Origin of the sequence: Pseudorhizobium halotolerans, assembly GCF_902153235.2 — a bacterium.
GTDB lineage: Bacteria > Pseudomonadota > Alphaproteobacteria > Rhizobiales > Rhizobiaceae > Neorhizobium > Neorhizobium flavum.
Genome location: NZ_CABFWE030000001.1, coordinates 393,781 through 407,197 on the forward strand (window position 1 = coordinate 393,781; position 13,417 = coordinate 407,197).

Below are 13,417 nucleotides of genomic sequence, written 5' to 3' on the forward strand. Positions count from 1 at the left end.
GCCGTCTTTGAACGTTCTGCTCCAGGCCGGCATCTCATTCCTCGGGCCAACCGCAGCCCAGGTCTCTCCTCCATCCTCCCGGAAAATCTGCCTTGTTGAAGTTCACGCGCCGTTCACTGTTGATCGCAGTTCCCTTGCTTGCTGCCGGATGCACCACCACTACCTCGTCCCGCACGCGGATGGTGAAGCCGCTGATCCCGGATGAGTATTTGGCCATGTATGGTGCCGTCGATGGAGAGGCTTTCCCGGTCGCAGCAACGGATCTGACGCGCGTCGAGCCGCAGTTCTTACGGCGTGATGTTGCCTATCCGACCGACCAGCCTCCGGGAACGATCGTCGTCGATACCGAAGCCCGGTACCTCTACCTCGTCCGCGAGAACGGTCGGGCGCTGCGCTACGGGATCGGCGTCGGCAAGGCAGGCCTGGAATTCGAGGGCGAGGCGGTGGTGCAGTACAAGCGGCAGTGGCCGCGATGGACTCCGACCCAGGACATGATCGCCCGGGAACCGGAACGCTACGGACCCCTCGCCGCCGGCATGGAACCGGGCGTCATGAACCCGCTCGGCCCGCGAGCGCTTTACCTGTTCAAAGACGGCAAGGACACGCTTTACCGCATCCACGGCACGACAGAGGCATGGACCATTGGCAAGGCGGTCTCGAGTGGCTGCATCCGTCTGCTGAACCAGGACATCATCGACCTGTACCGACGGGTACCGAACGGAACGCGAGTAGTGGTCCTGCAGGGGGAAAACGCAGTTTCGCGGCAACTGCCTCAGGTCTGAGCCAACGGACGTCCCCCTGCCAGGCTAGCGACTAACTCTTGCGTCCGATGTCGCGGATGTCGCGCACAAGCCGATCGGCCAGGCGGAGGGCAGCTCCGGTGGCGGCGACCATAGATGGCAGGATCATCCATTCCAGAGTCCACGCAGCGCCTGAGCGCTCCTGCTCATGGACAAGGGCCTGATGCAGCCCGCTGACTTGGACGGCATTGTACCGCGCGAGTCCCACCAGCATTTCCGCAGCGACGGGATTTTGCTTGTGTGCCATGGCGGAGGATCCCCCACCACCAGCCAGGGTGATTTCGTCGCCCATCTGGGCAAGCAGGGCGATGTCCTGCCCGAACTTGCCGAGGCTTCCCGTCAGGAGCGACAAGAGACCTCCGAAGCCAGCAATCCTGTCCCGCTGGCTGTGCCATTGCGGAGCATCGAGAAGCCCAAGCTCGGCAGCCATCGTTCGCCGGACCGCTTCTGCCTTGTCGCCAAGCTTCTCCAGCGTCCCGGCTGCACCACCGAACTGGATGACGAGATCGGTGGCCCGGTAGCGATCCAGTTCGCACGCGTGACGATGCAGTGGCTCTAGCCATGCACGCACGCGATCCCTGACGGTAATGGGGATTGCCGCCTGCATGCGCGTATGCGCCATCAGAATCCTGTCGCCGAACGTCTCCTCGACCTTCTTCATCCTGCTTTGCAGGGCGTCGAGCCGCGAATGAAGGAGGTCGCACACGCCCTTCAGCCGCAATACCAGCGCCGTGTCGATCACATCCTGGCTGGTGGCCCCCATGTGAAGGTACCGCTTGGACTCCTCGCTCAGGCTCTCGCGCACCTGCTTGACCAGTTCCGGCACGACCACGCCATCCCGGGCAATCCCCGCGCGCAGCCGTTCCATATGGGGCCGGAAGTTCCTGCAGCACGCCGCGATCTCCGCTGCAGCACGCGCCGGGATCAGCTCCCATTGCGCCTCGGCCGTCGCGAGTGCGGCTTCGAAGGAAAGCATCGCCGCAATCTCCGCCTCCGCCGAATACAAACCGGCAGCCTCGTCATCGCCGACGAGGGCGGAGAGATAAGGATGGTCGAAGGCGGAGAAGGTCATCGGCAGCTCAGACGTCGAAGAAGATCGTCTCTTTGTCACCCTGGAGATGGATGTCGAAAGTCACTGTATCGCCGTCGCGCTGGCCCATCAGGGTCGGGACGCGGACCTTGTGCTCGATGCGGGCGAGGATCGGATCCTGCCCGTTCGCCTCCTCCTCGTCGGAAAAATACATCCGCGTATTGAGGCCGATGTTGATACCCCGCGCGACGATCCAGAAATTGACATGCGGCGCCATCATCCGGCCGTCGCGGAACGGCACCCGGCCGGGCTTTATCGTCTCGAAGACGAACTCGCCCGTATCCATGTCGCCAGGGCAGCGGGCCCACCCGAAGAAGTTCGGATCCGCCGTGCCGCGTGTTTCCGACGGGCTGTTGTAGAAGCCCTCGGCATCGGCCTGCCAGATCTCGACAAGTGCGTCCCGCAACGGCGTGCCGCTGCCGTCAATGACACGGCCGCGAATGGTGATCCTCTCCCCGCGCGTCTGGTCGTTGACCATCGACCCGGAGCCCAGGTCCTTGTCGAAGACGCCGTGTACGCCGGTGAAGTTCGGCGTGCAGCCGATATGGACATAGGGACCCGCGGTCTGCGACGGCGATTCCTTGAGATAGCCGAGTGGCTGGACCATGTCAGTTACCCTCCATGCGATTTTCGAACAGGGTTGAGCGGCGGCCACGCAGCACAATGTCGAACTTGTAGGCCCGCATGTCGTGCGGAATGGTTGCGTTCATGTCGAGCGGCGCGATCAGTCGCTTGATGGCCTCCTCGTCCGGTATGGTCTTCACTATCGGACAAATCCAGATCAGCGGATCGCCTTCGAAATACATCTGGGTAATCAGGCGCTGCGCGAAGCCATGTCCGAAGATCGAGAAGTGGATATGCGCCGGCCGCCAGTCGTTGACGCCGTTGGGCCAGGGATAGGGTCCCGGCTTGATCGTCTTGAACCAGTAGAAGCCATTCTCGTCGGTGATCGTCCGGCCGACCCCGCCAAAATTGGGGTCGAGAGGCGCCAGATAGGTTTCCTTCTTGTGACGGTACCGGCCACCCGCATTGGCCTGCCAGAATTCGACCAGCGCCCCCGCAACGCCGATGCCGCGCTCGTCGACTACGCGGCCATGAACGAGGATGCGCTGGCCGATCGGCCCCTCACCCGGCTTGGCGTAGTTGACGATCAGGTCGTTGTCGAACTCGTTGATGATATTGTGCCCGAAGACGGGTCCGGTGATCTCGCTCTTCGTACCTTCCAGCGAAATCAGCGCCCGCTGAGGGGACCGAAGCACCGTTGTCTTGTACCACGGCGTATAGGCCGGCGGATGCATGTCGCGGTCGCGGGCAAAGAAAGGTGTCGTTTCAGGCGGTGCGTTTCTCATTTCTTGTCTCCCCCGTCCTCGGTGTTGGCGTCCATTTCGGCATAGACCGCCTTGGCGATCTTGAAAGCATGATTTGCCGCGGGGACGCCTGCATATACTGCCACATGCATGAGGGCCTCGCAGATGTCGTCCATTGTCGCACCGGTGCGAGCCGTCGCCCGCACATGCATGGCGACCTCCTCGTGGTGACCGAGAGCCGCTAGCAGCGCAATCGTTACAATCGAGCGCTCCCGCTTCGTCCAGCCCGGCCGCGACCACAATGTCCCCCAGGCCCCCTCGGTGATGAGCTGCTGGAATGGGCGATCGAAAGGGGTTTCGCGGGCAAGGGCACCGTCGACATGCGCATCGCCAAGAACGGACCGTCTGGTTTGAAGACCCTGTCGATAGCGTTCCGTCTCGCCGGATGAATCGGTCATGGTCTCAATCCTCGACATCGTTGAACAGGAAACTGCGGATCAGCGCCGCATAGGCGGCAGGCGCTTCGGCGCAGGGTATATGAGCCGCATCCTCGATGATGCTGTATTGCGCCCCGTCGATGAGGTCGGCCATCGATCGGACCAGAGCCGGCGGCGTTGAGCCGTCATGTTCACCGGCAATGCAGAGGACGGGGACCGCAATCTTCTGCGCTGCTTCCGTGAAGTCCGCATCGCGGATCGCCGCGCAAGTGCCGATGTATCCGGCAGCAGGCTGACGTTGCAGCATGTTGCGGTAGCCTTGAAAGGCTGCATTGCCCGGATCCCGGAACTCCGGCGTGAACCATTTGGCCATGAAATCGTCGACCATGCTGGCGATCCCGCCTGTCTCGATTGCCGATATGCGCTGGTTCCACATCTCCGGCGTCCCAATCTTGTGCGCCGTATTCGACAGGATCATCGCCCGAACCAGATCCGGGCGTCGCTCATAGGCTCGCTGCGCGATCAATCCACCCACTGACAGGCCACAGATAAAGACCTCCGCCATTTCGAGATGGTCGAGCAGGCCGACGAGATCGCTGACATGGTCATCTATGCTGTAGGGCGGAGTTCCGAGATCGGAAAGCCCGTGCCCCCGTTTGTCAAAGGTGAGGATGGTGAAGTCATCGGAGAGTTTCGGCAGGACATGGTGCCAGATGCGGGAATCGGTGCCCAGAGAGTTAATGAAGACCAGCACCGGCTTTCCGGAATCCGCAACGGTCACATCGTAGTGAATCGTGACATCGCTGATGCGTACAAACTGCATTGTCTCTCTCCTCGCAAGAATACCATTGCAGCTCCGCAATGGTTAGGTAAAATGACATTATCAGCCGTTTTCTTAACCTACAGGTTATATCAGTTGGGCGACCCTCGCATCAAGTTTCGGCACCTGCATACATTCCTAGAGGTCGCTCGGCAAAGAAGCGTCGTCAAGGCGGCAGAAGTCCTTCACGTCAGCCAACCCGCGGTAACGAAAACCATCCGCGAGTTGGAGGAAGCGCTGGGTGTCGCGATCTTCGAGCGGGACGGGCGAGGCATCCGTATCACGCGCTATGGCGAGATCTACCTCCGTTACGCCGGCGCGGCGTTGACCGCTTTGCGGCAGGGATTCGATGCTGTTTCACAGGAACTTTTCGACGCCGCCCCGCCTGTTCGCGTTGGGGCGCTGCCAACCGTTTCGATGCGCATCATGCCGCGCGCGATGTCACTTTTCCTCGAACAGAAAACCGGTAGCCGTATCAAGATCGTGACGGGTGAAAACGCCGTTCTGCTGGAGCAACTGCGGCTTGGCGACCTCGACCTCGTCGTGGGGCGCCTCGCCGCACCTGAAAAGATGACCGGTTTCACGTTCGAGCACCTTTACTCCGAACGCGTCGTCTTGGCGGTACGGCCGGGACACCCGCTGCTGGAGGGCAGCCCCTCAATCTTCTCCGACCTACCGACATTCCCCATCCTGCTGCCGACGAGAGGCTCCATCATCCGTCCCTTCGTCGAGCAGCTCCTAATCGCAAATGGTGTGGGAAGCCTCCCCACCCAGGTCGAGACCGTCTCCCACGCCTTCGGTCGTGCCTTCACCCGTTCAAGCGACGCCGTATGGATCATTTCGGAAGGCGTGGTGTCGGGGGACCTAGCGGAGGGGTTCCTGGTGTCATTACCAGTGGATACCAGCGAGACCAAAGGTCCCGTTGGACTGACCCTCAAGGCAGATCAGCCACCTTCCGCCCCGCAATCCATCCTAATGCAGACAATCAGGCAGGCCGCGACGGAGATTATGCCACTTCCTTGAGGGGCGCCTATGCGAGGGAGACCTGTCTCAACCAGGCCTGCCGCCGAAGCAGCATGCCGTAAAGGTCCCGCGGCTCGTCCGGGTCTGCCAGCAGGTCCAGGGCGGTAGAGTGCCTGCTCCCCTTCAGCTTCTCCTTCACGTAGCGCAATGCGGAGAAATCCTCGACGGCAAAGCCGACGCTATCGAAGAGCGTGATCTGGTCCGCACGGTCGCGACCGGCTTCCTTGCCGCAGATGACGCGCCAGAGCTCCACCACCGGATGGTCCGGGTCGAGTTGCTGGATCTCCCCTTCGACACGGGTTTGCGGTGGATATTCCACGAAAATGCTGGAGCGCAGCAGGATGTCGCGATGCAATTCCGTCTTGCCTGGGCAATCCCCGCCCACTGCATTAATGTGAACGCCGGCACCGATCATGTTGTCGGTCAGGATCGTGGCATTCTGCTTGTCCGCTGTTGCGGTGGTGATGATCTCCGCCCCTTCGACCGCCTCCTCCGGCGAAGCGCAGAGGGCAATGGATAGCCCCAGATCCGCCAGATTGCCGCGGCAACGCGCCATCGCTCCGTGGTCGACGTCGAACAGACGCAGGCTCTCGATCCCAAGCGATGCACGGAAGGCCCGTGCCTGGAACTCGCTCTGCGCTCCGGTGCCGATCAGCGCCATGGTCCGCGCATTCTTTGGAGCGAGATAGCGGGCAGCAACCGCCGACATGGCTGCTGTCCTCAGTGCCGTCAGGATCGTCATCTCCGAAAGCAACAGCGGATAACCGGTCTCGACATCAGCGAGCACTCCGAAGGCCGTCACGGTCTGCCGTCCCGAGCGTGTATTCTTCGGATGACCGTTGACATACTTGAAACCGTAAAGCCTGCCGTCGCTGGTCGGCATAAGTTCGATCACGCCTTCGGCCGAATGCGACGCGACACGGGGCGTCTTGTCGAAGTGCTCCCAGCGGCGGAAATCCTCCTCGATATACTGGGCCAGCTCGACCAGAAAGGCATCGATGCCGGTCTCAAGCACGAGGTCCATCATGTTCTCGACGCTTACGAACGGAACCAGGTTCAGGTTTACGATCGGCATCAGTAGCTCCTTGTGGGTCGATCCAGCACCTTCCGGCCGAGCAGGCTAGCCATCAGGTCGACCAAGAGGAGGGCGGTGCGCCCCCGCTCATCGAGAAAGGGGTTGAGTTCGACCAGGTCCAGACTGGTCACCAGCCCACTGTCGTGCAGCATCTCCATGACCAGATGGGCTTCGCGGAAGGTAGCGCCTCCGGGCACAGTCGTGCCCACGGCCGGCGCAACACTCGGCTCCAGGAAATCGACGTCCAGGCTGACATGCAAACGGCCACCGGCCGCCGATACCCGCTCCAGGAAATTTCTCAGGAGAGCCGCGACACCATGTTCATCGATTGTCCGCATGTCGTGCACGGTAATTTGAGTCTCCTCCAGCGCCGCCCGCTCGGCCGGATCGACGCTGCGAATCCCGATCATGCAGACATTCGCGCCGTCAACAGGCGCGGCGAGAGGCGGAAAGTATCCTTCGAAGCCGGGCCGCCCGGTGAAATAGGCCACCGGCACCCCGTGAAGATTGCCGCTTTGCGTCGACTGGAGCGAGTGCAGGTCAGTATGGGCGTCGAGCCAGAGCACGAAGAGGGGTTTACCTTCCTCGGCCGCGCGACGGGACACGCCGGCGACCGTGCCGGCCGACAAGGCATGATCGCCTCCCATAAAGATCGGCATGCCTTCATCGCTTTCCCGATATGCAACCTCCGCAAGGAGCTCGGTCCAGGCTGCAACAGGTCCCAGGTTTCGGATCGCCTGATTCGCATGCGGCATGACCATCGCGGCCCCTACGCTGACATTGCCGAGGTCACGGACGTCATGGCCCAGGCTCTCGAGAGTGCCCGCCAATCCCGCAACGCGAAGCGCGCTCGGTCCCATCTCGCAACCAAGTTGCGAAGCACCATCCTGCAGTGGAACGCCGATCAGTTTGCAGATCATACAAGTCTCCTTTGATGGAAAGGAGCACGGACGGATGGCAGAATGAATAGTTGGAATTGCCAAGAATGGCAGCTGAAGCTAGCATTCTGGAACGATCAAGAGGTCAAACCGGAATGCACTCCCTCGACGAGAAACTCATTCGCCTTCTGCGGCACAATGCCCGCAGGAGCATTTCCGACCTTGCGATCGAAGTGGGAACTTCGCGAGCCACCGTCCGCGCCAGGATCGACAAGCTGGAACGGAGCGGCAGCATTATCGGCTATACCGTTGTACTGCCGAACGATGTCACAGGCTCCCCTGTTCGTGGCATCATGATGGTGGAGATCGAAGGCCGCGTTACCGATCGCGTGATAGCCGCACTTCAGACGTTCCCGGAAATCTCGGCGATCCACACGACCAACGGTCGCTGGGACCTCATCGTCGAACTCGGCGCCGACAACCTCGCAGACTTCGACGCGGTCCTCCGCAAGATCCGCCTTGTCCCCGGCATCACCGCAAGCGAAACCAGCCTGCTGCTCGCCACGCCACGCAGCACCCGGGCAAAGCTCTGACCGCTGTCAGTTTGCCTTGGATCCAAGCTCGCGAAAAGTTCGCGCCAGCTCATCCATGCTTCTGCATACGAACTCCTCGGCGCGGAGGGTCACGGCGATATTGTCGGCGACGGTAAGGGTCTCCTCGAAATGAACGGGGACGGGATCTCCCTTTGTCCGCCGTAGTACTGCCTCGTGGCGAAAGCCGTGCTTCAGCAGCCAGTCGCGGGGAGCCGTCAGGCTCAAAGCAACATGTATGGCTCCGTCGTCCTCCTTCATCGCCTTGATCTTGTAGGTAACGGGGGCCCGATCGCCTTTGATGTCGATCTCGCCTGGATAACTCGCCTGCGTGAGATGCTCGCTCATGCCTTGCACTCCCTGTGTCTGCGATTACGCGAATCCAATCCTTGGAAGCGCGCTTTGTTCCGTTTGCGGCGGTTGACGGTGAAGGCCCGGCGTGGTGCAAGAACGATGATCGACGTTGGAGGCGTGATTGATGAACGACCGGGAGCTGCTGGCTGATCTATTCAGGGCGGCCGTCGCGGCAGCCGATCCGACGGAAGGTATTCGCCGGCACCTGCCTGCCCTCGGCAAGAGCGGCCGAACGGTCGTTGTGGGCGCGGGGAAAGGCGCGGCACAGATGGCGGCTGCGCTGGAAGACCTATGGGACGGCACGCTCTCGGGGGTGGTGGTCACACGCTACGGCTATGGATGCGCCACCCGAAATGTCGAGATCCTCGAAGCCGCTCACCCCGTCCCCGATGCTGCAGGCCTCGTCGCGTCCCGGAGACTGTTCGACACCATTTCCGGCCTGACGGAGGACGACCTGGTGATCGCCCTGATCTGTGGGGGAGGGTCGGCACTGCTTCCTGCGCCGCCAGCAGGACTCACGCTCGCGGATGAGGTGGTGCTCAACGAGGAACTGCTCGCCAGCGGCGCCCCCATTTCAGCAATGAACGTGGTGCGCAAGCACCTCTCGACCATCAAGGGCGGGCGGCTTGCGGCGGCAACCCGGGCACGGGTCGTGAGCCTGATCGTCTCGGACATACCGGGGGACAATCCGGCATTCGTCGCGTCGGGGCCAACTGTACCGGACGCGACGACGCGGCAGGATGCACTTGATATCGTCGCCCAATACGGACTGCGTCTTCCGGAACGCATGCTGGCTCATCTGCAATCTCCCGCAGCGGATGCACCCCATCCCGATGACGCGGTCTTCAGCCGCAACGAGCATCACGTGATCGCTTCGGCTGCGGTTTCGCTCGAGGCCGCGGCCGAGGTCGCGCGCCGCCAGGGCATCCATGTGCACATCCTCTCCGATTCCATTGAGGGGGAGGCTCGGGATGTGGCGCGGGTTCATGCCGCCATTGCTCGGGAAATCTGCGACCGAAATCGTCCCTTCCAACGGCCTGCCATTCTCCTCTCCGGCGGAGAAACGACAGTGACCCTCGACGGGAGAGGCGGACGCGGTGGTCGGAACGGCGAGTTCGCACTGTCCCTCGCGCTGTCGGTCGATAGCTATCCTGTCCTCGCGCTCGCAGCCGATACCGACGGAATAGACGGCTCCGAAGCGAACGCCGGCGCCTTTGCCGACGGCAGCTCGGTCCGTCGATTGCGCGCCTGCGATCTCGATGCCCGCTTGCTTCTTGCGAGAAATGACAGCTTCACGGCCTTTGAGGCCATAGATGATCTCTTCGTAACCGGTCCCACCGGTACCAACGTGAACGATTTCCGGGCGATCCTGATACGTTAGCGCTCAAGGCTTGCGCGTTCATCGGATCTGAACTGGCCCGGCGTCCGACCGGTCCGCTTGCGGAACCAGCGCGAGAAATAGGCGGGATCCGCGAACCCTAGGTTGACGGCGATCTGCTTGATACTTGCTGGCGTGAAAAGGAGCGCCCGGCTGGCCTCGTCCACTACGCGTGTCATGATGAATTCGTGAAGGGTCTGTCCCGTGACCTCGCGAACCACGCGATTGAGGTGTGTCACCGACAGGTTGAGCAGCCGCGCGTAGTCTTGCGCGGTCAACTGGTCACGAAACCGTTCCGCAATGAGGGTCCTGAGCGACTCTACCCGCGCCTGCTTTGCGTCATGACGGGGCTCGTTGTCGGGCGGGGCAGCCGAGCTGCCGGTTAGAAGGATAGCAGTGGTCAGAAGAGACCCCATCAGGCTGCGGCGTTCACCGCGATGTTTCTCAAACTCCTGGGCAATGCGCTGGACAGTCGCATCCAGATAGGGCGCTTCCTTAGCTTCGATGACTGCCATTCGCGGCCGGGAGAGCCAATCTCCCCGGTTCTGCGAAACACGTGCCGTGATCGGCAACCTGTCGGCGACAACTGTTATCACGAAGCCTTCTATGTCCTTGGAAAACCGATATCCGTGACTGACGCCGGGTGGCATGAGAACTACGCACGGTGGAGTGAGCAAGATCCGTTCTGCCGCGACGTCTGCATCACCCGATCCGGTCCGTATGTACAGGAATTGAAAGAAGCTGTCGTGCCGGTGGGGCCTGATTTCCCATCGATGCGCACTGCTTCGAGCCGCAATCGTTTCACAATGCACCCAGAAATCAGCTTCCTGAGGCCTCTTCTCGCCGTAAAGATCGTAAGTTGGTACGAACATCGTCTGACTTTTGGATGGCCGAGGATGTCGGGTTTGTCCCATAAGTTGGTGGGAATGTCCATTTCTGCAGCATGCGCGTCGGGTTAGCTTTTGTCAGTTCCAGGCTGAGGGAGGACATCGTGCGTACACAGGTCGTCATTATCGGATCCGGGCCGTCAGGGCTGCTCCTCGGCCAACTGCTTACCGATGCCGGCATTGATAACATCATCCTGGAGCGGGTCACGAAAGATTATGTGCTGGGGCGCGTGCGTGCCGGCGTTCTGGAGGAGGGCATGGTCGAGCTTCTCGATCGGGCCGGGGCCGGCGCGCGAATGCATGCAGAAGGCCTGCCTCACGATGGCATATCGCTCGCCTTTGATGGGCAGGATCACAGGATCGATCTGCATGCGCTGACCGGAAAGCGCGTGATGGTCTACGGCCAGACAGAGGTCACCCAGGATCTCATGCAGAAACGCGAGGCCAGCGGTGCAGTCTCGATCTACGAAGCGGCGAACGTCCTGCCCCATGCGTTCGACGGCGAGCATCCCCATGTCACCTATGAGAAGGATGGGGTCACGCATCGCCTCGATTGCGATTTCATAGCCGGATGCGACGGCTTCCATGGGATAAGCCGCAAATCAGTCCCGGAAGCCGCACTCCAGACCTTCGAGAAGGTTTATCCCTTCGGCTGGCTTGGCATCCTCGCCGATGTGCCGCCGGTCAGCCATGAACTAATCTATGCGAACCATCCTCGAGGCTTCGCCCTCTGTTCCATGCGCTCCCCCACCCGCAGCCGTTATTACATCCAGTGCTCGCTCGATGAGCGGCCGGAGGACTGGAGCGATGAGCGGTTCTTTGACGAATTGCGCGCCCGCCTGCCCGCCCGGCATGCGGAGGCTATGATCACAGGCCCCTCCTTCGAGAAGTCTATCGCTCCATTGCGTTCCTTTGTCGCCGAGCCCATGCGTTTCGGCCGGCTGTTCCTGGTGGGTGATGCGGCCCATATCGTGCCCCCTACCGGGGCCAAGGGACTCAATCTCGCCGCTAGTGACGTCCATTACCTCTTCGAAGGTTTGCGGGAGTTCTACCTCGACCGGTCTTCTTCGGGCGTCGATGCCTATTCCCACCGTGCCCTGAAACGGGTCTGGAAAGCGGAACGGTTCTCCTGGTCCATGACGATGATGCTTCACCGGTTTCCGGGAACCGGTGGTTTCGAACAGCGGGTTCAGGAGGCGGAACTCGACTATCTGGTTCACTCGACCGCCGCCTCGACGGCGCTGGCAGAAAATTATGTCGGTCTGCCCTACTGAAGCTGATCAGGGATCGGTATAACCGAGAGCCCGCAGCCGGACCTCTTGTCCTGCCGGATCCTGCAGGAGGAAAAGGCCACCGCTTGCCGTTGAGCGCCCAGGGACGTAGTCCAGTGTAACCTCGGCGGTATCGACAATCTGTCCCTCATCGACGACATCCGCCCGCACCAGCACGGCTGCCGCTGTCGATGTCCCCTGATTGAGGATGTCGAATTCCAGCCGGTAGCCGCCCTCGACTGCAGCGGTCCGTGTCACCGTTAGTTGGAAACTCGGCGGGACATCGTCCCGCACCAGGGCGTCCATCGCGATCCAGCCGATCATCGACAGGACGAGCAGGAAGGAAACCACTCCCGTGGCCCATTCTACCCAGTGGGCCTTGCCGGATTCGACATGACGGTTCTTGAAGGTCTTTGTCATCGAGGCTCTACAGAATAAGGCGTGCAGCGGCCGCGCCGATCGCACCTGGGAAACTGAGGACGATCGCAGACATCAATGCCTGCATGCCAGCAGTGTCGTCCAGTCGGCCGAATGTCCACAGGACATAGAAGCTGATGCCGAGCGCCACCATGTATCCCGGCAGCGTGAAGCGGATGAAAGCGTGTGACCCCGGTGTATCTTCCGTCAGTTCATGCGTACCGCGAAAGGCGACGGCATAGACGAAGCCGTGCATGATCAGGATGGATGCAACGATCATCACAAGTGCATGCCATGCGGTCATCTTGAAGGAGATGAGGATAATCTCCTCAGTCGGCGCCACGTTGAGGCTGAGAAAGAGAGCGCCGATCGCCATCATGAACAGTTCCCGTCCGTAGCTGGTGCTGATTTCGCTATCCTCTTTTTCGTCCTGCTGCTCGGCCTCCTCGTCATTCTGGCCGCCGAATTGCGATCTTCCAAGCAGTGCGCCGATACTCGCCGGCACTGCTTGGATGGCTATCTTTCCGAGTATTTCACTATCCGGCATTCCCGGTTTGATGTTGCCGAAGAGCAGCAGAACGAGGACGCTCATCACGATGGCGATGGCATAGGCAATCACGGCGTCGCGGGCAGCCTCCCGCCAGGTGAAGGTCTCCTCGAATCCTATCCGATGGGCGAGTACGAGCAGCAGCGGAATGTTGAGGAGGAGGAGGAGAAGCAGACGATACCGCTCGATGTAGAATCCCAGGTGCCAGAGCTCCATCGTCATCAGCATCGGGAGCCCGAAAATCAAGGCTCCGGCGCCGCCGCGCCCGAGTCCGATCATGAACCGTTGCGTCCGATGCTGGTCGTGATCCAACTCGGTATTCACTCCCGTCGCCAAGTCCTTGCTCCCCGTCGTCGATCGCGAGCATGGCCCGGATGCGTCCCCGCGCAGGGATCAGGTGAGCTGCGCAGCAAGACCACCGTGACATAGCTAGAACAACGCGGCTTGAGATCAAGCGGCCACTAGTTATACTGCGCCGCTTGAAGCAGACTGCCTCTGTGTTTTCAGAGCTCTCGCGGACTTGGCGGGCCGGTGGAGCTACAG

Annotated in this window: 16 protein-coding genes; 5 read left to right on the plus strand and 11 right to left on the minus strand. The window is 61.2% G+C overall.

Translation table 11 applies throughout. The features are described from left to right. Nucleotides 1–92: 92 nt before the first annotated feature. Nucleotides 93–782 carry a L,D-transpeptidase gene (locus tag FN060_RS01830; protein ID WP_142586624.1) on the plus strand — a complete coding sequence of 230 codons (690 nt, stop codon included), beginning with the start codon at nt 93–95 and terminating at the stop codon, nt 780–782. Nucleotides 783–813: 31 nt separating this feature from the next. Here the strand turns inward: FN060_RS01830 and FN060_RS01835 are convergent, their stop codons facing one another. Genes FN060_RS01835 through pcaD form a run of 5 tightly spaced genes read right to left on the minus strand, consistent with a single transcriptional unit; the run spans nt 814 to nt 4,457 of the window. After that, nucleotides 814–1,872, minus strand: a complete 1,059-nt coding sequence (locus FN060_RS01835; protein ID WP_142586625.1) for a 3-carboxy-cis,cis-muconate cycloisomerase — start codon at nt 1,870–1,872, stop codon at nt 814–816. 7 nt (nt 1,873–1,879) lie between these two features. Next, nucleotides 1,880–2,497, minus strand: a complete 618-nt coding sequence (gene pcaG / locus FN060_RS01840; RefSeq protein WP_142586626.1) for a protocatechuate 3,4-dioxygenase subunit alpha — start codon at nt 2,495–2,497, stop codon at nt 1,880–1,882. A gap of 1 nt (nt 2,498) precedes the next feature. Beyond that, a complete protein-coding gene (gene pcaH, locus FN060_RS01845; protein WP_142586627.1) occupies nt 2,499–3,239 on the minus strand; it encodes a protocatechuate 3,4-dioxygenase subunit beta in 741 nt (246 codons plus the stop codon). Beyond that, a complete protein-coding gene (pcaC, locus tag FN060_RS01850; RefSeq protein ID WP_142586628.1) occupies nt 3,236–3,655 on the minus strand; it encodes a 4-carboxymuconolactone decarboxylase in 420 nt (139 codons plus the stop codon). The genes pcaH and pcaC overlap by 4 nt, the downstream gene beginning before the upstream one ends. 4 nt (nt 3,656–3,659) lie before the next feature. After that, nucleotides 3,660–4,457, minus strand: coding sequence for a 3-oxoadipate enol-lactonase (pcaD, locus tag FN060_RS01855; protein WP_142586629.1), 798 nt, complete (start codon nt 4,455–4,457; stop codon nt 3,660–3,662). Between the two features lie 51 nt (nt 4,458–4,508). Between pcaD and pcaQ the strand changes: the two genes are divergently transcribed. Then, nucleotides 4,509–5,477, plus strand: a complete 969-nt coding sequence (gene pcaQ, locus FN060_RS01860; protein WP_483314343.1) for a pca operon transcription factor PcaQ — start codon at nt 4,509–4,511, stop codon at nt 5,475–5,477. A gap of 7 nt (nt 5,478–5,484) precedes the next feature. Here pcaQ and FN060_RS01865 read toward each other — a convergent pair whose 3' ends face one another. Both FN060_RS01865 and rocF read right to left on the minus strand, forming a co-directional pair. Next, nucleotides 5,485–6,552, minus strand: a complete 1,068-nt coding sequence (locus FN060_RS01865; RefSeq protein WP_142586631.1) for an ornithine cyclodeaminase — start codon at nt 6,550–6,552, stop codon at nt 5,485–5,487. Next, nucleotides 6,552–7,472, minus strand: a complete 921-nt coding sequence (gene rocF, locus FN060_RS01870) for an arginase (RefSeq protein WP_142586632.1) — start codon at nt 7,470–7,472, stop codon at nt 6,552–6,554. The genes FN060_RS01865 and rocF overlap by 1 nt, the downstream gene beginning before the upstream one ends. Nucleotides 7,473–7,585: 113 nt before the next feature. Between rocF and FN060_RS01875 the strand changes: the two genes are divergently transcribed. Beyond that, complete coding sequence (locus FN060_RS01875; RefSeq protein ID WP_142586633.1) at nt 7,586–8,023, plus strand: Lrp/AsnC family transcriptional regulator; 438 nt, start codon at nt 7,586–7,588, stop codon at nt 8,021–8,023. A 6-nt stretch (nt 8,024–8,029) separates the two neighbouring features. On the opposite strand, the gene FN060_RS01880 is transcribed toward FN060_RS01875, so the two are convergent. Beyond that, a complete protein-coding gene (locus tag FN060_RS01880) occupies nt 8,030–8,368 on the minus strand; it encodes a hypothetical protein (RefSeq protein WP_142586634.1) in 339 nt (112 codons plus the stop codon). A gap of 130 nt (nt 8,369–8,498) precedes the next feature. Here FN060_RS01880 and FN060_RS01885 point away from each other — a divergent pair, with 130 nt between their 5' ends. Next, entirely contained in the window at nt 8,499–9,755 is a 1,257-nt protein-coding gene (locus tag FN060_RS01885; protein ID WP_142586635.1) for a glycerate kinase type-2 family protein, read from the plus strand. On the opposite strand, the gene FN060_RS01890 is transcribed toward FN060_RS01885, so the two are convergent. Then, a complete protein-coding gene (locus FN060_RS01890; protein ID WP_142586636.1) occupies nt 9,752–10,666 on the minus strand; it encodes a helix-turn-helix domain-containing protein in 915 nt (304 codons plus the stop codon). The two genes, FN060_RS01885 and FN060_RS01890, sit on opposite strands and share 4 nt — an antisense overlap. A gap of 77 nt (nt 10,667–10,743) precedes the next feature. On the opposite strand from FN060_RS01890, the gene pobA reads away from it, so the two are divergent. After that, the gene (gene pobA / locus FN060_RS01895; protein ID WP_142586637.1) at nt 10,744–11,913 is read left to right on the plus strand and encodes a 4-hydroxybenzoate 3-monooxygenase; all 1,170 of its coding nucleotides are present in this window, start codon (nt 10,744–10,746) and stop codon (nt 11,911–11,913) included. A 6-nt stretch (nt 11,914–11,919) separates the two neighbouring features. Here the strand turns inward: pobA and FN060_RS01900 are convergent, their stop codons facing one another. Further along, entirely contained in the window at nt 11,920–12,330 is a 411-nt protein-coding gene (locus tag FN060_RS01900) for a TIGR02588 family protein (RefSeq protein ID WP_077548820.1), read from the minus strand. Nucleotides 12,331–12,337: 7 nt separating this feature from the next. Beyond that, the gene (locus tag FN060_RS01905; protein ID WP_077549008.1) at nt 12,338–13,153 is read right to left on the minus strand and encodes a TIGR02587 family membrane protein; all 816 of its coding nucleotides are present in this window, start codon (nt 13,151–13,153) and stop codon (nt 12,338–12,340) included. Nucleotides 13,154–13,417 lie beyond the last annotated feature (264 nt).

Excerpts from the sequence above, each read along its gene's own strand:
- FN060_RS01835 (WP_142586625.1), bottom strand. The coding sequence starts at position 1,872 with ATGACCTTCTCCGCCTTCGACCATCCTTATCTCTCCGCCCTCGTCGGC.
- pcaG (WP_142586626.1), bottom strand. The coding sequence starts at position 2,497 with ATGGTCCAGCCACTCGGCTATCTCAAGGAATCGCCGTCGCAGACCGCG.
- pcaH (WP_142586627.1), bottom strand. The coding sequence starts at position 3,239 with ATGAGAAACGCACCGCCTGAAACGACACCTTTCTTTGCCCGCGACCGC.
- pcaC (WP_142586628.1), bottom strand. The coding sequence starts at position 3,655 with ATGACCGATTCATCCGGCGAGACGGAACGCTATCGACAGGGTCTTCAA.
- pcaD (WP_142586629.1), bottom strand. The coding sequence starts at position 4,457 with ATGCAGTTTGTACGCATCAGCGATGTCACGATTCACTACGATGTGACC.
- pcaQ (WP_483314343.1), top strand. The coding sequence starts at position 4,509 with ATGACATTATCAGCCGTTTTCTTAACCTACAGGTTATATCAGTTGGGC.
- FN060_RS01865 (WP_142586631.1), bottom strand. The coding sequence starts at position 6,552 with ATGCCGATCGTAAACCTGAACCTGGTTCCGTTCGTAAGCGTCGAGAAC.
- rocF (WP_142586632.1), bottom strand. The coding sequence starts at position 7,472 with ATGATCTGCAAACTGATCGGCGTTCCACTGCAGGATGGTGCTTCGCAA.
- FN060_RS01875 (WP_142586633.1), top strand. The coding sequence starts at position 7,586 with ATGCACTCCCTCGACGAGAAACTCATTCGCCTTCTGCGGCACAATGCC.
- FN060_RS01880 (WP_142586634.1), bottom strand. The coding sequence starts at position 8,368 with ATGAGCGAGCATCTCACGCAGGCGAGTTATCCAGGCGAGATCGACATC.
- FN060_RS01885 (WP_142586635.1), top strand. The coding sequence starts at position 8,499 with ATGAACGACCGGGAGCTGCTGGCTGATCTATTCAGGGCGGCCGTCGCG.
- FN060_RS01890 (WP_142586636.1), bottom strand. The coding sequence starts at position 10,666 with ATGGGACAAACCCGACATCCTCGGCCATCCAAAAGTCAGACGATGTTC.
- FN060_RS01900 (WP_077548820.1), bottom strand. The coding sequence starts at position 12,330 with ATGACAAAGACCTTCAAGAACCGTCATGTCGAATCCGGCAAGGCCCAC.
- FN060_RS01905 (WP_077549008.1), bottom strand. The coding sequence starts at position 13,153 with ATGATCGGACTCGGGCGCGGCGGCGCCGGAGCCTTGATTTTCGGGCTC.